A 19,043-nucleotide genomic window follows, 5' to 3' on the forward strand; every position below is an offset into this window, starting at 1 on the left:
GAACATGTTATGTCTGAAGAACGCCACCAGCAGCGCCAACAAAAAATAAAAGAAAAGGTTGAATCACGGGTTGCGGCAGCACAAGAAACACGCGGTATCATGATTATTTTTACCGGTAACGGTAAAGGTAAGACCACTGCAGCATTTGGCACTGTGACCCGGGCAGTCGGGCATGGTCTGAAAGCGGGGGTGATTCAGTTTATTAAAGGTGAATGGCCTAACGGTGAGAAAAACCTGCTGCAACAGCATGGGGTCGAATTTCAGGTTATGGCGACCGGTTTTACCTGGAATACTCAGAATAGAGAAACTGACACTGCCGCCTGCCAAGGTGTTTGGCAGCACGGTTTGCGCATGTTGGCAGACCCAAGCCTGGATTTAGTGGTGCTCGATGAGCTGACTTATATGGTCGCCTATGACTATCTGCCACTTGATGAGGTCATCACCGCCCTCAAACAGCGCCCTGCCCATCAAACCGTGATTATTACTGGCCGTGGCTGCCACCGCGATTTGTTGGAAATGGCCGATACCGTCAGTGAATTACGCCCGGTCAAACATGCTTTTGATGCCGGAATTAAAGCACAACAAGGTATTGACTGGTAATTCGCAGTATTCATGCAAACCAATGAAATGCCGCAGAGGCAATATCTGCGGCATTTTTCGCTATATATAATGAGATCTAAACTTACGGCCCCTTTTGGCAAACTCAGTTTTCCAAATTACTTCTCTAGAGGGATCATGGGTATTTTTGACGGGGTCAATGTCCCAATGGCGGGAGTTAGTGTTGCCATCCCAGGGACCACTTGGCTTGACGACTGCGCTTGGTGTTGTGTGCTGTCAAAATAGCAGATTTTTTTCAATGGTTTAGGGAGCGAACCACACGTGTTTTGGCAATTGTCACCATAGTGAGAGTAAGAGTGAGGCCCAGCACAAGCATAAGTTACAGATGAGAATCCGGTGCCGACGACAAATAAAATAGCCGCGCTGGTCGTTAACAGAGACTTTTTCATATTAATGCTCCTGAGATTTTAAATCCGAGGGGTATTCCCCAAGAGCAATATAGTCACGCCGAATATTTAGAGACTAGCGGTATCTTATCGTGGTTGACGGTGTGTATATGTGGTAAAAACATTTATTATAGAAATATTATACTATCCAATAGATGGATGGTGGTTTTTTATACTTCAGGAAGAAACACAATAGCTGACGGAGGGATGTGAATGCTTAAAATCAATGATGGGGAGAAAATGATCCCTCCCCATTAGACAAATTACCCGCGCTTGTTAGATCCGCGTCGAGCAGTCGTTGCTGCTGGCGCTGCATTACCCGTATTTTGACGAGTAGAACTTTTACGAGCAGAACCTTGACGACCCGCGACCTGACGGCCAGCGACTTCAGTGTGGCGTTTAACCGCACGACGGATTTGATTGGCTTTAACCCGGCGTCGGTCTTTCTCAACAGGCAGTTTACTGACAGTTTCAGAATCCAATTCGACCAACTCACGCAAGTAGTTGGTTGCCTTCAGATCCAATTCGGTCCAGCCACCTCGTGGCAGGCCCTTCGGCAAATTAATATCGCCATAACGCACACGAATCAGGCGGCTAACCTGCACGCCAACAGCTTCCCACAAGCGGCGAACTTCACGGTTGCGCCCTTCGGTCAACGTAACGTTATACCACTGGTTAATCCCCTCTCCGCCTTGGAAGCTAATGGTGCGGAAAGCCGCTGGACCATCTTCCAACTGCACGCCACGGCTAAGTTGTTTGATTTTTTCGTCATCGATTTGACCAAACACCCGCACGGCATATTCGCGTTCAACTTCACGGCTTGGATGCATCAGACGGTTGGCAAGTTCACCGTCAGTGGTGAACAATAATAACCCTGACGTATTAACATCCAGACGGCCTACCGCCACCCAGCGCGAACCGCGCAGTTTAGGTAAACGATCGAATACTGTTGGGCGACCTTCGGGATCATTACGGGTACAGAGTTCACCTTCCGGCTTGTAATACGCCAGAACACGGCAAACAGCCTCTTCAGATTCTTTAATAGAAAGAAGATGACCATCGAGGCGAATTTTGGTGGCCTGAGTGACTTCAACACGATCACCCAGCGTTGATATTTTACCATCAACGCTGACACGGCCTTGTTGGATAATAGTTTCGATTTCCCGACGCGAACCATGACCGGCACGTGCCAAGACTTTCTGTAATTTTTCACCCACAATTTTATCGCCCTGCGGTTTAGGGCTTTGTGGCTTTGAGTTTGGTAATTTTTGGTTTTCTGACTTCTCGCTCATTGAGCAACCTCTAATGTCGCCTTCACAGGCGTCGAATTATATATTGTAATCAACAAGTTAAGCTCGCAATCAAGCGAAACTCACTGAATGTAATACATTTTAGAACACAGCATGGCGCACTAAAAAGGGTGCAGGCGGCCTCACACACTGGTTCGTGACCCGACATATTACACTAATTTCACACTCAAGGATTCAAAAAGTGTCTGACCACCCTTTTCACTTACCCAGAGATCCACAGTGCCATGGCCAAAATGGATAAAAATCGTGCAATACAAGAATAATCCTACACCGATTGGATGCCTGTCTGATTATTTTGTGATCTAAATCAATTTAAGATGTACTCCATCAACTGCCATCTGCAGTGCTAATTCCAACTCGATAAGGCGAGTTTAAACCCGATTAAAAACCAAGCCTTTCTTTTCTCAATTTCTCACTTCTTATTTCTATTTCGTTTTCTTATTTCTATTTCGTTTTCTTATTTCTATTTCGTTTTCTTATTTCGATTTTATCTTTCTTGTAATCATTATTATCACCAGGATGTATTCATCTATATGAAACCTATTACAATCCAAAAATTAAATATTATTACCCGCTGCCTGATGGCAACGTTAATGACTGGTGCGGCCTCCAGTGCTTATGCTATTGAGTGTAACGACCCCGCCAGAACATCGGCTGATAGTGCCTGCACGGTCACTACAGCCTCAAGTACTGATATTATCGGCGTATTGGCGCAGGGTTCAGAGAGCACCGATGCCTCCGGGTATACTGTTACTGTCGATACGCCCGCATCCGCCACATTGCAATCTATTCTTGGCGGGTCTGCTGATGCTGTCGCATCAACGTCTAACGTAAGTAATACTGATGCGGTTATGAGCCGTGCTGATGCTAATGGGGCAAGTAATAATAATACGGTTGTCGTCAATAATGGTTTATTTAACGGCGATATTTATGGCGGTTATGCCAGTGCCGATGCCAATAGCGATGCCATGGTAAGCGCTATGGCGATAAGTCACATTGCCGAAAGTGATGCCTATGCAAACGCCAGCAGTAATATGAATACGATCATTATTAACAATGGTGTGTTCAAGGGTGATATTTACGGCGGTTATTCTGTTAGCAATGGCAATGCTTTGGCAAACGCCTACGGTACTGGCAGCATCGCCAGAAGTTTGGCTGATGCGCGCGCCACCAGTGATACCAATAACATTACGATTAATGGCGGTTCGTTTAGTGGCCCTGTGCATGGTGGATATGCCTATACCAATGTGTTTGCTTTTGCCTATGGCGCTAACAGCGTAGATAAAACTCAGGCGAACGCCAGCGCCTCAAGCAGTGGCAATACAATTGTTATTAATGATGGTTCCTTTATTGGTTCTATTTATGGTGGCTACGCAGAAGCTATCACCATGATTGACCAAATAACCCCAGGAGAAAGTAGCAGTATCAGTGTGAAAAGTAATGCCAACACTCTTACGCTGAATGGCGGTGTATTCAGTGGCCTTATTTATGGCGGTTATGCCTCAAGCTTTGGTGGCGCACCAACCCCCGAGAATGCCACTGCAATCAATAACACCATTACGCTGTCAGGCGCTCCGGTATTTAACGCTAATAGTAGTGAAATATGGGGGGATATGCGGATATGTTCGACGGTATCGCAACCTCATATGGTGATGCTTTCACCGGCAATACTTTTAATTTTTCCGCCAACCCTATCACTCTGAATAAGATCGGTAATTTTGCCTTTTATAATTTCTATCTGAACAACAATATTAAAAATAATGATGTTTTGATTGCACTGACTAACGCGGCTAATATCGACAATGCGGCTATTGCAGTGACCGGTATCAGTAAGGACAGCAACCTGGTCAAGGGTGATGCTATTACGCTTATCTCAAATGTCACCGGGGGTGAGCCGACGTTAAATAACACGCAAAAAGTCACAATTGGTACGGCAAAACTGGCGGATATCAGAGTGTATCGGGAAAATGATGCAGTAAAAGCGTCGTTAGATAGCGTAACCCAATTAAGCCGGGAAAACGGCCCGACCACCGGTTTTGACGCAAACCCACAGACTAAAGCCTATTTGGAAGGCCGTCTGCCAGGCATGTTTTTAATCAATCAAGGCAGCGACCTGCTTGCCGGGTTGGATATAGCACAACTTTACCGTGATGATAATGGGGTGGCACTGTTTGGTCTTACCTCCGGCAGCAAGAGCCGTTACAACACCGGTTCCCACATTGATATGGATAGCTTCGCTTTGACCACCGGTATCACCAAGAATCTGGGGCAACTCACCCTCGGTGGCCTGTTTAAAGCCGGCTGGGGTAGCTATGACGCCTATAATGATTTTAGCGGATTGGCCAGTGTAAAAAGTAACGGAAATGTCGACTATAAAGGTGCAGGTATTATTGCCAACTATGCATTCACTGACGCTATTTACCTCAACAGTTCTCTGCGTGCAGGGCGGGTATCTAGCGACTTTTCTTCTGCTGATTTCGGTGTGAATGGCGGGGTTGCGAGCCATTATGACAGCGCGTCACCTTATGTCAGCGGGCAGCTGAAAACCGGCTATCGCTATGCCATGACGCCGGCGGTGAAACTAGACACCCATGCCAGTATCCTGTCGACTCGAGTGGGCAGTGACAGTGTCACCAATTCCCAGGGTGAGAAGCTGACGTTTTCGGCGTTGAACTCACAGCGTGTGAATACCGGCGTTACTGTTACCTATCATGCCACACCTAAACTGGATGTTATCGGCGGGGTTGCCTATGAATATGAGTTTGATGGTAAAGCCAAGGGGACTATCGATGGGGATAATATCGATTCTGCGGGCATTAAAGGGAGCACGGGCATTGGTGAAGTGGGCATTCGTATCACACCGACTAAAGAAAAGAATCTGTCTATGGACCTGAAACTGTCAGGTTACAGCGGAAAACGCGAAGGTGTAGCTGGCGGGCTTAGTGTGAAATATGCCTTCTAACACCCGTGATTGAGCATGTCATCTGGGTTGGATACCGGTACCTTTCGGTTATGCCGTATCCAACACCCCAGATATTAAAGATATTTAGCGGAACGGCGTGGCGTCCCCCGCTCCTTCACGAATAACTTCAGGAGAGGAATCAGTCAGATCAATAACTGTAGTGGGTTGCTGCCCTAATGAACCGCCATGGATGATTAAATCCACTTGCTTACCGAGATGGTCTTTGATCTCTTCCGGGTCGGATTCAGCAAAGTCATTACCCGGTAGCATCAATGTCGTCGACATCAAAGGCTCGCCTAATACATCCAGCAACGCCAGCGCAATAGGGTTAGAAGGCACACGTAAACCAATAGTTTTACGTTTGTCATTCATCAAACGCCGAGGAACTTCTTTCGTCGCCTTCAATATAAAGGTGTAATTACCCGGGGTATTATTTTTGATAAGTCGAAACGCTGAATTATCAACATATGCATAAGTCGATAACTCCGACAAATCACGGCACACCAGTGTGAAGTTATGATTACCATCTAATTGACGGATACGGCAAATACGTTCCATTGCCGCTTTATCTTCTAAACGGCAGCCAAGGGCATAACCAGAATCTGTCGGATAAACCACCACCCCGCCCTTGCGTAACACATCAACACTTTGGTTGATCAGTCGCGGCTGAGGGTTTTCCGGGTGTATATAAAAAAATTGACTCATGACACTACCTCATCATTCAACGTTCGCGTTAGCTGGCTCTACAGGCCAATCACGCCATACTGGTTCCACCCCTGCGGGCAGCCACAATTTGCGGCCCAATTCAATCCAGGCGCAAGGCTGATGGAAATCAGATCCCTGGGATGCCAGTAAATTATAGTCGCGCGCATACTGTGCAAGCTGCGCTCGTTCATGGGGGGCTTGTTGGCACTGGGCAACTTCCATGGCATCACCGCCATGCTCGGCAAAATGGGCTAATAAACGTTTCAACCATTTGGCGGTTAAATCGTAACGACCCGGATGCGCCAGTACCGCTTGCCCACCAGATTGCTTAATTGCTTCAATAGCTTGTTCTATTGTACACCATTGTGCGGGGACATAACCGGTCTTGCCTTTGGCTAAATACTTTTTAAAAACCTGCCCAACGTTACTCGCCAACCCCAACTCCACCAGATAGCGGGCAAAATGCCCACGGGTTACCTGTCCGCCCCCCGCCAAGCGGTTAGCTCCGTCCCAGGCACCGGGAATACGCGCTTTTTCCAGTCGCGCGCTTATTTCCTGCGCCCGAATATAGCGATAGTTGGACTGCTCACTCAATAATTTGCCAATACTGGCATGCTGGGTATCAATACCTAATCCCACAATATGGATCTCGTGGTTTTCCCATAATGTAGAAATTTCCACCCCAGGGATAAGCCGTAGTGCCAATTGTTGCTGGGCAATGGTGGCGGCGGCTTCAGCCAACCCTGCGGTGGTATCGTGATCGGTAATAGCCAAAACACCTACCCGCATCTGCGCTGCTCTTATTACCAGTGCCGAAGGGGTTAACAAGCCGTCCGACGCAGTGGTATGGCTATGCAAATCATAAAGTGTAAAGGCCGTTGATATGGTGGCATCGGCCCTATCAGATAAGGTGGTGTTATCAGTCAAAACAGGTTTATTTATCAAAATGGTCTTATTAACCAAAACAAAAATCCGAAAAAGCGTGGCGGGCTATCATACCTGTTAATAACACACTAACGTTAATCAAACTTAGTCGTGCTCTGCCACCGTATCGAAATTAAAGTGAAATAGATAACCGCACAGACTTTGTTAGAAAACAATCAATCAAGGGTTGACATTTACCTCATGAACCAGTTAACTAGTACACAAGTTCACAGGGCACTTAAACGTCTGAGTAAACAGCAAGTGAACGTAGCTAACCCCCTACGGCGTCAAGGGCAAGGGGAATAAACTGAATGCAATCATAGAGAGTAGTGACTGATAATGAAAACTTCCCTGATTTCCTTACTGCGTTGGTGGCACATCTCCCTCTCTCGGGCGATGTAATCACGCATATCAGTCACCAGACAATGCAGATTGCTTCAGCCCGCTAATAGCGGGCTTTTTTATGGTTAGATTTCGGCGTAATCACTTTTCAGGAAAGATAAATGATGCAAACTTCGCGCCCCACATTACAGTTACTGAGCACCCCGGCGTGTTACCGCGATGACCCAACCGCGCTGTTTCACCAGCTCTGCGGCGCACGACCAGCCACTCTGCTGCTTGAATCCGCAGAAGTGACCAGTAAACAGAACTTAAAAAGCCTGCTGATTATTGATAGCGCTTTACGTATTACCGCCCTTGAGCAGAAAGTCACGATTGAAGCACTCAGTCGCAATGGCGCGTCGTTATTACCGCTGTTAGATGCTGCGTTACCGCCACAAGTAGAGATTCAAGTGCGCCCGAATGGCCGTGAATTAACCTTCCCTATCATTAACGAAGTGCAAGATGAAGACTCTCGTTTACAGTCATTGTCGGTTTTTGATGCGCTACGTTTGCTACTAAAACTGGTCGATGCACCCGAAGCTGAGCGGGAGGCCGTATTCATTGGTGGTCTATTCGCTTACGATTTGGTGGCGGGTTTTGAAAATTTACCCCCGCTGCGCCAGGACCAACGTTGCCCAGATTTCTGCTTCTATTTAGCCGAAACCTTGTTGATATTGGATCATCAGCATCGCTCGACGCAGTTGCAAGCCAGTTTGTTTACCGCCGACGCTAGCGAACATTTGCGTCTGACCCAGCGGTTAGAACAAGTTAGCCACCAGCTACAGCAAGCACCACAACCGATCCCTGCCCAGTCAGTGCCTGAGATGGCGTTACAGTGTAACCAATCAGACGCAGAGTACGGTGCAGTGGTGGCCCAATTGCAGATAGCAATCCGAGAAGGCGAAATTTTCCAGGTTGTTCCTTCGCGCCGTTTCTCACTGCCTTGCCCCTCACCACTGGCGGCATACCAAACATTGAAAGACCATAATCCCAGCCCGTATATGTTCTTTATGCAGGATAACGAATTCTCCCTGTTTGGTGCTTCACCGGAAAGTGCGCTGAAATATGACGCCACCAACCGCCAGATTGAGATTTACCCGATTGCCGGTACGCGCCCGCGTGGCCGCCGTGCCAATGGTGAATTGGATCGTGATTTAGACAGCCGTATTGAGCTGGAGATGCGCACTGACCATAAAGAATTGGCTGAACATCTGATGCTGGTGGATTTAGCCCGTAATGATTTAGCCCGCATCTGCGAGCCGGGTAGCCGCTATGTGGCCGATTTAACTAAAGTTGACCGCTATTCCTTTGTGATGCATTTGGTCTCGCGCGTAGTGGGCACGCTGCGTCAGGATCTGGATGTACTGCATGCTTATCAAGCCTGTATGAATATGGGCACCCTGAGCGGCGCACCGAAAGTCCGCGCTATGCAATTGATTGCTGGCAGTGAGGGCGCACGTCGGGGCAGTTACGGTGGCGCGGTGGGTTACTTTACCGCACACGGCGATTTGGATACCTGCATTGTTATCCGCTCAGCTTATGTCGAAGACGGTGTCGCCACGGTTCAAGCGGGGGCCGGTGTGGTGATTGACTCCATTCCACAGGCCGAAGCCGATGAAACTCGCAATAAAGCACGTGCGGTTCTACGGGCAATTGCTAGCGCACACCATGCCAGGGAGATCTTCTAATGGCTGATATCTTGCTGCTCGATAATATTGACTCCTTTACTTACAACCTGGTGGACCAATTACGCTCCAGTGGCCATCGGGTGGTGATTTACCGTAACCAAATCGCCGCCGATACCATTATCGCCCGCTTGCAACAACTCGAACAACCGGTGCTGATGCTCTCACCCGGCCCTGGCACACCGGCACAGGCGGGGTGTATGCCCGAATTATTGCAACGTCTACGCGGCCAGTTACCGATTATCGGTATTTGCCTTGGCCACCAGGCCATTGTCGAAGCTTATGGCGGCCATGTAGGACAGGCCGGAGAGATACTGCACGGCAAAGCCTCGGCCATTGAACACGATGGACAAGCTATGTTTGCAGGCATGCCGAATCCGCTGCCAGTAGCCCGCTACCACTCATTAGTGGGCAGCAATATCCCAACAGAATTAACCGTTAACGCCCGTTTTGGTGAGATGGTCATGGCGGTGCGCCATGACGCACATCGGGTGTGTGGCTACCAATTCCACCCGGAATCTATTTTAACCACCCATGGTGCCCGTTTGCTTGAGCAGACGCTGGACTGGGCATTATGCCCTCCACACATGAAGCTGTAGCGGTGTTAGCTACATTCGTTACTCGCATGCTGTCACCTGTAACACCATGTTCTTTGGGTAGGGTGTAATTAAGGACTATAAGATGCAAAACTTATTATTATCAAAAGAATTATTATTGGAAAAACTGTTTCAGGCTAAATTCCTGACCCAAGCGGAAAGCCAAATCCTGTTTAGCTCTATCGTGCGAGGTGAACTGGAAGCGAGCCAATTGGCGGCGGCGTTAATCAGTATGAAAGTACGCGGTGAAACACCTGCCGAAATAGCGGGTGCCGCGCAAGCCTTATTGGCGGATGCACAGCCCTTCCCGCGCCCGGATTACCTGTTCGCCGATATCGTTGGTACCGGGGGTGACGGCACTAACAGTATCAATATATCTACCGCCAGCGCCTTTGTTGCCGCCAGTTGTGGCGTAAAAGTGGCCAAACATGGCAATCGCAGTGTTTCCAGCCGTTCCGGTTCATCAGACTTGCTGGCCGCATTTGGTATTCGCCTGGACATGAGCGCGGAACAATCCAGATTAGCCTTGGATGAGTTAGGGGTTTGTTTCCTGTTTGCGCCGCAGTATCACACTGGCTTTCGCCACGCGATGCCGGTTCGCCAGCAGTTGAAGACCCGCACCCTGTTTAATGTGTTGGGGCCATTAATCAATCCGGCTCGCCCGCCGTTGGCGCTGATTGGTGTTTACAGCCCTGAGTTGGTATTACCCATCGCGCAAACCCTACAAGTGTTGGGTTACCAGCGTGCTGCGGTGGTACATGGTGGGGGAATGGATGAAGTGGCGATTCATGCACCGACTCAGGTTGCTGAGCTGAATAACGGCAGCATCGAAAGCTATGAATTAGCACCGGAAGATTTTGGTCTGAACCGTTATTCACTGGGCGCGTTACAAGGCGGCGCACCGGAAGAAAACCGTGACATTTTAGCACGGTTGTTACAAGGTAAAGGTGAACCGGCACACGCCGCAGCCGTTGCGGCTAACGTGGCGTTATTGCTGAAGTTGCACGGTCAGGAAAACCTGCGCCATAACGCACAGCAGGCATTGGAAATGATTCACAGCGGTCAGGCTTTTGATCGTGTTACCGCTCTGGCGGCGAGAGGATAAATCATGCAGGAAACTGGGCTTAATAAAACCGTGCTCCACCACATTGTGCACGATAAGGAAATCTGGGTTGCCGCTCGGAAATTGCAACAGCCTCTGGCTAGCTTTCAAAACGATATTACCCTGAGCCAGCGCGACTTTTATCACGCGCTGCAAGGCAGTAAGACCGTTTTTATTCTGGAATGTAAGAAGGCATCCCCGTCTAAGGGGGTTATCCGCGAGAACTTTAATCCGGCAGACATTGCAGCAGTTTATAAAAATTATGCATCGGCCATCTCGGTATTAACCGATGAAAAGTACTTCCAGGGCAACTTTGATTTCTTACCACTCGTCAGTGCTGCCGTCACTCAGCCGGTGCTGTGTAAAGACTTTATTATCGACGCCTATCAGATTCAATTGGCGCGTTTTTATCAGGCTGACGCCATTTTACTGATGCTATCGGTGCTCGATGATGACAGCTATCGCCAACTGGCCGCCGTAGCACACAGCCTAAATATGGGGGTGTTGACCGAGGCCAGTAATGCTGAAGAACTGGATCGGGCAATAGCATTGGGTGCCAAAGTGGTCGGTATTAATAACCGGGATCTGCGTGACTTGTCGATAAGCCTTGATCGCACCCGCGAACTGGCCCCACGGCTGCCAAAAGGTGTCACGGTTATTAGCGAGTCAGGTATTAATAATTACCAACAGGTGCGCGAACTGAGTCACTTTGCCAACGGGTTCCTGATTGGCAGCGCGTTGATGTCTGAACCCGATCTCAATGCTGCGGTGCGCCGTGTGTTACTCGGTGAAAATAAAGTCTGCGGCCTGACCCGCGCTCAAGATGCCGCTGCAGCTTATCAAGCAGGTGCCGTCTATGGTGGTTTAATCTTTGTTGGCAGTTCACCGCGTTATGTGGATATCGCCAAAGCACGGACTGTGATTAGCGGCGCACCATTGAAGTATGTTGGCGTATTCCGTGATGCCAAAATTGAAACTGTGCAGCAAACAGCCGAGCGCCTGTCGCTGGTGGCAGTGCAGTTGCACGGGCAAGAAGATCAGAGCTATATCAATCAACTGCGGGCGATACTGCCTGCCAGTTGCCAAATTTGGCAGGCGTTGCGTGTTGACGATAGTGTACCGCAACGCAACTCACAGCATGTCGAGCGTTATGTTCTGGACCACGGCAACGGTGGCACCGGTCAACGCTTTGACTGGTCATTACTGGCCGGTCAACCGCTGGATAATGTGCTGCTGGCGGGTGGGCTAAGCGCTGACAACTGTTGTGCAGCAGCCCAACTGGGTTGTGCCGGTCTTGATTTCAATTCCGGTGTAGAAAGTGCCCCCGGCATCAAAGATCCACAACTGATCGCCGCTGTATTCCAGACGTTACGCGCTTACTGATGGATAATTTTGCTGGCTAACTTTATTCATGATTCATGGACACACTTTAGTAACCCCATAGGACAGAAAAATGACCACACTTAATCCTTATTTTGGCGAGTTCGGTGGCATGTATGTGCCGCAGATTTTGATGCCAGCATTGAAGCAACTGGAAGAGGCTTTTGTCAGTGCTCAACTGGACCCTGAGTTCCAGGCAGCATTTCAGGATCTGTTAAAGAACTATGCTGGTCGCCCGACCGCGCTAACCCTGTGTCAGAATTTGACCGCTGGGACAAAAACCAAGTTATACCTGAAACGTGAAGACCTGCTGCACGGCGGCGCGCACAAAACCAATCAGGTTTTGGGTCAGGCCTTATTGGCCAAACGCATGGGTAAAACCGAAATCATTGCGGAAACCGGCGCAGGTCAACATGGGGTAGCGTCAGCACTGGCTTGCGCCCTGCTCGGCCTGAAATGCCGTATTTACATGGGTGCCAAAGATATTGAGCGCCAGTCACCCAACGTGTTCCGTATGCGCCTGATGGGGGCTGAAGTGATCCCAGTGCACAGCGGTTCTTCCACCTTGAAAGATGCCTGTAATGAAGCACTGCGCGATTGGTCTGGCAGCTACGAAACCGCCCACTATATGTTGGGAACCGCAGCAGGCCCACACCCTTACCCGACTATCGTGCGTGAATTCCAACGGATGATTGGCGAAGAAACCAAAGCGCAGATGTTAGCCCGGGAAGGCCGTCTGCCGGATGTGGTGCTGGCATGCGTCGGTGGCGGCTCGAATGCGATTGGTATGTTTGCTGATTTTATCGATGAGCCAGGTGTTGCTCTGATTGGTGTTGAGCCGGCAGGGCTGGGTATTGAAACCGGCCAGCACGGTGCACCACTCAAACACGGTAAAGTAGGCATCTATTTCGGTATGAAATCGCCGATGATGCAGACCAGTGACGGCCAAATCGAAGAATCTTACTCAATTTCTGCGGGGTTAGACTTCCCATCCGTAGGGCCACAGCATGCTTATTTAAATAGCATTGGTCGTGCTGATTATGTTTCCGTTACCGATGACGAAGCACTCGATGCCTTTAAAGCGCTGTCATGCAAAGAGGGGATTATTCCAGCACTGGAATCCTCCCATGCCTTGGCCCATGCCTTAAAAATGATTAAAGCGTCGCCGGAAAAAGAACAGATATTGGTAGTGAATCTGTCCGGGCGTGGTGATAAAGACATTTTCACCGTTCACGATATTCTGAAAGCACGGGGAGAGATTTAATGGAGCGTTATCAGCAACTTTTCAATCAGTTGGCAGCCAAAAAAGAAGGGGCATTTGTTCCTTTCGTACAGCTAGGGGATCCAACACCGGCTCTATCTTTAGAGATTATTGATACATTAATTGCCGCAGGTGCCGATGCGTTGGAGCTGGGTATACCATTCTCTGATCCACTTGCAGATGGCCCAACCATTCAAAATGCAGCATTGCGGGCTTTTGCCGCTGGCGTGACACCCGGTATCTGCTTTGAAATGCTGGCGGAAATCCGTAAAAAACACCCCGCTATTCCCATTGGCCTACTGATGTATGCAAATCTGGTATTCCACAATGGAATTGATAGTTTCTACCAGCGTTGTGCTGCTGTCGGTGTCGATTCAGTGCTCATTGCTGACGTCCCTTTTGAAGAGTCAGCCCCGTTCCGCGCAGCGGCACTGCGCCATGGGATTGCGCCTATCTTTATCTGCCCACCCAATGCGGACGATGATTTACTGCGCGAGATAGCTTCTCATGGCCGTGGTTACACCTATCTATTGTCACGTGCGGGTGTCACCGGTGCTGAGAATCACGGTCAGCTTGCGCTGAATCATCTGATTGATAAACTGCGTGAATATAATGCCGCCCCAGCACTACAAGGTTTTGGTATTTCAGAGCCAGCACAAGTGAAGACCAGTCTGGCAGCCGGTGCGGCCGGTGCGATTTCAGGCTCCGCGATTGTAAAAATCATTGAAAATAATGTCTCACAGCCCGCTGAGATGTTAGCCCAGTTGTCGCGTTTTGTGACTGAAATGAAAGCGGCAACTCGCGGTTAATCTCACCACCAGCGCCTGATTGTCGGTTCCGATCAGGCGCTATATTCGCTCGAACTTCTCGCCTGCCACGCTATATATCTGCTGCAAATTTGAATTAACACTATTCATAACCAATAATTATGTAACGCCCTAAGCATTTCTTTACATTTTGGATGCGATGAGTGATCAGTAGCACGACGTCAATATGTGTTAATAACGCTTTCAACAAGTTATTTTTTTCGTAATGTCCTGTTAAATTATTGGCAAACATGGAGAGTAATTTATGAAGCTTTTTAAGACCCTTTCAGCCTTATGTATTGTAGTAATCATGGCAATGGCAGTAGCAGCCTGTGCACCAACACCTAAATCTGAAGGCACAGGTGGATATCTGGATGATACTGTGGTGACCACCAAGGTAAAATCGGCGTTACTGGGTGAGAAGAATCTTAAATCTACTGAAATCAGTGTTGAGACCTTTAAAGGACGGGTCCAGTTAAGCGGCTTTGTTAGTTCGCGTCAGGATGCAAACCGTGCAGTACAGATCACCCGTACCGTACCTGGGGTGAAATCTGTTAGTGATAGAATGCAAATCAAATAATCCCCTGTTCGGAGGCGCTCTTCGCGCCTCCTTTGTAGGCCCCCGCAATCACATCAGAGATTCCTCAAAGTTATTGCCGTTGCAGGTAGGCGGCCAGCAAACGCATCCCGATGAGCTGACTCAGGTCAGTGATTCGGGTAAGTGAGTGCAGCGCCCCCCCCTGCAGCGGCAAGAGCGAAGGCTATTACCCAAAGTTATTGCCGTTGCAGGTAGGCGGCCAGCAAACGCATCCCGATGAACTGACTAAGGTCAGAGATTCGGGTAAGTGAGTGCAGCTAACCCCCCTGCAGCGGCAAGAGCGAAGGGTAATTAGAAACGATAGCCCGCGCCAAACATAAACACCCATGGATCAAGACGGGTATGAATACTTTGCTCTTCACCCCCGGCTTTGAATTTCACGTCAGTTTCGATATTCATCCACCAGACCGACATATTCAGCATCCAGTTTTCACTGACCATGTAGTCCATACCCGCTTGCCCAGCAATACCCCACGAATCTTTAACACTTAAATCCGTCAAACCGGCACCTTGCCCTGTGTTATTAAATTTCTCATCAAAGAAGGTGGTGTAGTTCAGGCCGATACCCAGATACGGGCGCAGTTTGTCTTGTTTATCGCGGAAATAGTATTGCGCCATTAAGGTTGGCGGCAATTGCTTAACTTCAGCAATGGTACCGGTTGCCTCCAGACCAATTTTATGGCGGAACGGCGTAGCAGCCAGCAATTCTACACCGATGTTATCAGTAATCAGATAGCTGAAGGTCAGCCCTAACTGAGTATTGTTATCCGCTTTGAAGGAACCGTAACCTAATACATCATCAGACCCGGCATTTGGTCTGACTGTTGCTGTCCCTGCCCGGAAAATATAATCGCCTGCTTGATGCGCGCTTGCCGCAATGGGAGCCAGAGCTGCTACAGCTAACAATGCCAAAGTGACTTTTTTCATTATCCATTCCATTTGTAGGTATATTCGCGAGCAAAATATACCCATAAATGAGTATTCATGATCCAATCGAGATCACATCTTTGGTAACAAATTAAATAAATCCTATTTTATGTAAGGTTATTTAATTCCTTAATAATATTGAAATTGATCTGGATCATAAAAACCATTTGGCCGCAAATTGTGCTGACAGTCATTGATGAAAAATGGAACTGTTGTCATGCTGCTATGCTTGGATATTGTATGTGTGAAATCGCGATCGGTTGGCTGTTTACTTTGTAAGGAGCAGTAGATTCAAGATGAACGCTGAAATTAATCCGTGTCAGAACTGTGGTGCGTGTTGCGCCTATTTTAGAGTGTCGTTCTATTGGGCTGAAGCCAAAGAGGGAGGCGGTACAGTGCCCAACGCCATGACCGAACAAGTCACACCCTTTATAAGCTGTATGTCCGGTACTAACTGTAAATCCCCCCGTTGCAGTGCACTTCAAGGTGAAGTCGGTCACACTGTTTCCTGTACAATTTATGGCGACCGCCCACCACCCTGTTATGAATTTGAACGCTCAGGGGATGCCGGAATTCATAATCCGCACTGTGACCGCGCCCGTGCGCACTATGGGTTACCACCGTTAGCTATTGATAACGTCGAGGTAATCAGATTAGAAGAAATCACTGCTAGATTAATGACAGGATCCCACAGCGCCTCATAACAAGGTATAATCATCGGCTAGCGCTATTTTTTCGATCCCAAGGAGCTTTCATGCCTATCACGGCTAACAGTTTATACCGTGACAGTTTTAACTTTTTACGTAATCAACTGCCGGCAATCCTGCTGCTGGCTTTACTGACTGCGTTCATTACCGTCATGCTGAATCAGGCATTTATCCCTGATGCTGAACAACTGGGTATTTTAAGTGCTGCGGACAGTGATATTGCGTCATCAGCAAGTGTCAGTATCAGTGAGATAGTATCGCAGATGACACCGGAGCAGCAGATGGTGCTGCTTAAAGTCTCTGCGGCGGCCACCTTTTCTGCCTTAGTCGGTAACGTGTTATTAGTCGGTGGAATGCTAACCCTGATTTCTATGGTATCGATGGGCCGTCGGGTCAGTGCATTGCAAGCTATTGGTATTTCAGTACCGATCTTGCCTCGCTTACTGCTGCTGATGTTTATCGGTACTTTGTTGATTCAGTTAGGATTAACAATATTTATCGTGCCTGGTGTGGTCATTGCTGTCGCGTTATCACTCTCACCGATCATCGTGACCACAGAGAAAGTAGGTGTTTTCTCGGCCATAAGAGTCAGTATTAAATTGGCATTTGCCAATGTGCGGTTAATCATCCCTGCGATGATGCTGTGGATAGCGGCCAAATTGATTCTGTTGTATCTGGTAAGCCACCTGACTATTTTGCCAACACCGATTGCGACTATTATTTTAAGTGCGCTTAGCAATCTGGTTTCTGCATTATTGCTGGTGTATTTGTTCCGTTTATATATGTTGTTGCGCCCTGCCACTCCAGCGGAGTAAGTACCCCGCCAAGTAAAAGCAAAAAGGGCCATTACGGCCCTTTTTGTTCATCAATGATTGATACCTATGCACTAACTTCAGGCTCGGCACCTATCTCTGGTTCTTGTTTCTCTGCCACCCGCTGCTTACTTTGAATCAGTTTTAGTGCCAGATAGAGATCCGGTACCAGAATTAGGTCATTATCCTGACTTTTCAATTTATTAACTCTAAACCAGCGTGTTAGTTCGGTACGTCTTCCCGCCAGTATCAACTTAATATTGCGTTGCTTCAGGTCACGTTTAAGCTCATCAATCGCCGATAGAACACTGATATCGGCATAGGTAAAACTGGCAACCGCATCAATAACCACCCAATCTGCCTGATGGGGGGTGCTGTCAACCAAATTCAAAATCCGCCGCTTAAAGTACGCCACGTTAAAATAGGTCAGAGGTGAATTAAAACGATAAATCATCACGCCGGGTACAGGTTTGATCCCATTGCCGCTACGCATTGAATGGATCATACCATCAGCATTAACCCCTAATAACTGTTCTGTTGGGCGGAATACCGTGCGCAGGAACTGCAATAGCCCCAATAGTACCGCCAATCCAATACCACTAATCACGCCGACCAATACTACGCTGACAAAAGTAAATATCGCTAAATAGAAAGCCTGAGTATTACGTTTACGTAATTGCCATAAACTCCTGAATCCCAGCAGTGACCAGGCAGCATAAATCAGCACCACGCCCAGCGCTGCGATCGGGATAAATTGCAACGGTCGGGTTAAAAACAGCAACACCATCGCAATCATCAACGCAGCAATAATAGAAACCAACTGGCTTTTGCCATTATTGGCGTCATTTACGGCTGTACGGGTACTGGCCCCACTGATAGCAAAACCTTGTGATAGCGCTGAAACAATGTTGGTAATACCCAAGGCGCGCAGTTCTACATCGGCATCCACCTCATAACCATTTTTGGCGGCAAAACTACGCGCGGTCAGCATCATGCTAACAAAACTGACCACGGCCAGGTTAAGTGCCGGGATAACCATATCGCGCAGCAGGCCGGGTTGGAAATCAGGCCAATGCACCATTGGCAAGCCACCATCGAACCCGCCGACCACCGCCACACCAAATTGCTGCATATTGGCAGCCCAGGAAACAAAGGTCGCCATGACGATCGCCAACAGCGGTGCAGGCCAGTTTGGTCGTAACCACTTAACACCATACAGCACCACAAAAGTCAGTAGTGAAATGGCGACGGTGGGCAAATGGCTATTAATTAAATTATGGGGTAATGCCAGTACCCGCTCAATCAGTTGTGGGGGGCGGGTCATAAAACCAAAAACCTTACCGAGCTGATCGACAATAATGGTAATTGCCACCCCATTAAGTAACCCGGTCAATATTGGCCGGGATAATAGATCAGCCAAAGCCCCCAGTTTGAAACGACTGGCCACCAGACACCATGTGCCCATCATCAATGTCATCATGATGGTGAGCTGCCAATGCACCTCACTGCTCCCCGCAGCCAGTGGCGCGACCACAGCGGCAATCACCGCACAAGTTGCCGCATCAGGTCCGACGATTAATTGTCGCGATGAACCAAAGAAAGCGTAGGCAATCATCGGCAAAATACAGGAGTACAAACCAACAGCGGCACTAACCCCCGTCAATTCAGCATAAGCAATAGCAATAGGTAATGCGACTGCGGCCACGGATAGACCCGCCCTGACATCGGGTTTGAGCCATTCACGTTCATACGCCATCAATTGGGTCAAACCCGGCATCCAGTACCGAAGTGATCTTCTCTGCATATTTACTCCACAACACCTAACCCAATAATTATTACTCATCATGCTGGGTTAACGCACTACTGGCAATATGCTGACAAAA

Annotated in this window: 18 protein-coding genes and 1 other annotated feature; of the genes, 13 read left to right on the forward strand and 5 right to left on the reverse strand. The window is 48.5% G+C overall.

Features of this window, described 5'->3' with window-relative positions:
• Positions 1 to 9 precede the first annotated feature (9 nt).
• Positions 10 to 600, forward strand: coding sequence for a cob(I)yrinic acid a,c-diamide adenosyltransferase (gene cobO / locus V1955_RS11360; protein ID WP_083158920.1), 591 nt, complete (start codon positions 10 to 12; stop codon positions 598 to 600).
• Between the two features lie 667 nt (positions 601 to 1,267).
• On the opposite strand, the gene rluB is transcribed toward cobO, so the two are convergent.
• A complete protein-coding gene (gene rluB / locus V1955_RS11365) occupies positions 1,268 to 2,296 on the reverse strand; it encodes a 23S rRNA pseudouridine(2605) synthase RluB (RefSeq protein ID WP_102970413.1) in 1,029 nt (342 codons plus the stop codon).
• Between the two features lie 551 nt (positions 2,297 to 2,847).
• Between rluB and V1955_RS11370 the strand changes: the two genes are divergently transcribed.
• Positions 2,848 to 4,017: a hypothetical protein gene (locus V1955_RS11370; protein WP_442820908.1), complete on the forward strand. Its 1,170-nt coding sequence runs from the start codon at positions 2,848 to 2,850 to the stop codon at positions 4,015 to 4,017.
• Positions 3,936 to 5,276 (forward strand): autotransporter domain-containing protein, encoded by a 1,341-nt coding sequence (locus tag V1955_RS11375; protein WP_442820909.1) that lies wholly within the window; start codon positions 3,936 to 3,938, stop codon positions 5,274 to 5,276. The genes V1955_RS11370 and V1955_RS11375 overlap by 82 nt, the downstream gene beginning before the upstream one ends.
• 84 nt (positions 5,277 to 5,360) lie before the next feature.
• Here the strand turns inward: V1955_RS11375 and V1955_RS11380 are convergent, their stop codons facing one another.
• A complete protein-coding gene (locus V1955_RS11380) occupies positions 5,361 to 5,981 on the reverse strand; it encodes an L-threonylcarbamoyladenylate synthase (protein WP_005191561.1) in 621 nt (206 codons plus the stop codon).
• 12 nt (positions 5,982 to 5,993) lie between these two features.
• Positions 5,994 to 6,944, reverse strand: coding sequence for an RNase RNM (gene rnm / locus V1955_RS11385; RefSeq protein WP_442820910.1), 951 nt, complete (start codon positions 6,942 to 6,944; stop codon positions 5,994 to 5,996).
• 300 nt (positions 6,945 to 7,244) lie between these two features.
• Between rnm and trpL the strand changes: the two genes are divergently transcribed.
• The 8 genes from trpL (at position 7,245) to V1955_RS11425 (ending at position 14,696) form a co-directional block, all read left to right on the forward strand.
• Positions 7,245 to 7,307 carry a trp operon leader peptide gene (gene trpL, locus V1955_RS11390; RefSeq protein ID WP_002227930.1) on the forward strand — a complete coding sequence of 21 codons (63 nt, stop codon included), beginning with the start codon at positions 7,245 to 7,247 and terminating at the stop codon, positions 7,305 to 7,307.
• Positions 7,269 to 7,370 (forward strand) — a sequence feature (Trp leader region). It overlaps the preceding gene by 39 nt.
• A 41-nt stretch (positions 7,371 to 7,411) precedes the next feature.
• Complete coding sequence (locus tag V1955_RS11395) at positions 7,412 to 8,974, forward strand: anthranilate synthase component 1 (RefSeq protein WP_083158924.1); 1,563 nt, start codon at positions 7,412 to 7,414, stop codon at positions 8,972 to 8,974.
• Entirely contained in the window at positions 8,974 to 9,570 is a 597-nt protein-coding gene (locus tag V1955_RS11400; RefSeq protein WP_083158925.1) for a glutamine amidotransferase-related protein, read from the forward strand. Before V1955_RS11395 ends, V1955_RS11400 begins: the two co-directional genes overlap by 1 nt.
• A gap of 82 nt (positions 9,571 to 9,652) precedes the next feature.
• Positions 9,653 to 10,672, forward strand: a complete 1,020-nt coding sequence (gene trpD, locus V1955_RS11405) for an anthranilate phosphoribosyltransferase (protein WP_442820911.1) — start codon at positions 9,653 to 9,655, stop codon at positions 10,670 to 10,672.
• Positions 10,673 to 10,675: 3 nt separating this feature from the next.
• Positions 10,676 to 12,052, forward strand: a complete 1,377-nt coding sequence (gene trpCF, locus V1955_RS11410) for a bifunctional indole-3-glycerol-phosphate synthase TrpC/phosphoribosylanthranilate isomerase TrpF (RefSeq protein ID WP_083158926.1) — start codon at positions 10,676 to 10,678, stop codon at positions 12,050 to 12,052.
• A gap of 70 nt (positions 12,053 to 12,122) precedes the next feature.
• On the forward strand, positions 12,123 to 13,313 hold the full coding sequence (trpB, locus tag V1955_RS11415) for a tryptophan synthase subunit beta (protein ID WP_083158927.1): 1,191 nt from the start codon (positions 12,123 to 12,125) through the stop codon (positions 13,311 to 13,313).
• Complete coding sequence (trpA, locus tag V1955_RS11420; RefSeq protein WP_083158928.1) at positions 13,313 to 14,119, forward strand: tryptophan synthase subunit alpha; 807 nt, start codon at positions 13,313 to 13,315, stop codon at positions 14,117 to 14,119. The genes trpB and trpA overlap by 1 nt, the downstream gene beginning before the upstream one ends.
• Before the next feature lie 262 nt (positions 14,120 to 14,381).
• Complete coding sequence (locus V1955_RS11425) at positions 14,382 to 14,696, forward strand: BON domain-containing protein (RefSeq protein WP_083158929.1); 315 nt, start codon at positions 14,382 to 14,384, stop codon at positions 14,694 to 14,696.
• Positions 14,697 to 15,005: 309 nt separating this feature from the next.
• Here V1955_RS11425 and ompW read toward each other — a convergent pair whose 3' ends face one another.
• Positions 15,006 to 15,641, reverse strand: coding sequence for an outer membrane protein OmpW (ompW, locus tag V1955_RS11430; protein WP_083158930.1), 636 nt, complete (start codon positions 15,639 to 15,641; stop codon positions 15,006 to 15,008).
• Between the two features lie 296 nt (positions 15,642 to 15,937).
• On the opposite strand from ompW, the gene V1955_RS11435 reads away from it, so the two are divergent.
• Together V1955_RS11435 and V1955_RS11440 are read left to right on the forward strand one after the other, a co-directional pair.
• Positions 15,938 to 16,345: a YkgJ family cysteine cluster protein gene (locus tag V1955_RS11435; RefSeq protein ID WP_193784665.1), complete on the forward strand. Its 408-nt coding sequence runs from the start codon at positions 15,938 to 15,940 to the stop codon at positions 16,343 to 16,345.
• Positions 16,346 to 16,395: 50 nt separating this feature from the next.
• On the forward strand, positions 16,396 to 17,163 hold the full coding sequence (locus tag V1955_RS11440; protein ID WP_083158932.1) for a YciC family protein: 768 nt from the start codon (positions 16,396 to 16,398) through the stop codon (positions 17,161 to 17,163).
• Between the two features lie 64 nt (positions 17,164 to 17,227).
• Here V1955_RS11440 and V1955_RS11445 read toward each other — a convergent pair whose 3' ends face one another.
• A complete protein-coding gene (locus V1955_RS11445) occupies positions 17,228 to 18,964 on the reverse strand; it encodes a SulP family inorganic anion transporter (RefSeq protein WP_083158933.1) in 1,737 nt (578 codons plus the stop codon).
• Positions 18,965 to 19,043 lie beyond the last annotated feature (79 nt).

It is taken from the genome of Yersinia sp. 2545 StPb PI, assembly GCF_052217125.1.
In the GTDB taxonomy this organism is placed as follows: domain Bacteria; phylum Pseudomonadota; class Gammaproteobacteria; order Enterobacterales; family Enterobacteriaceae; genus Yersinia; species Yersinia enterocolitica_E.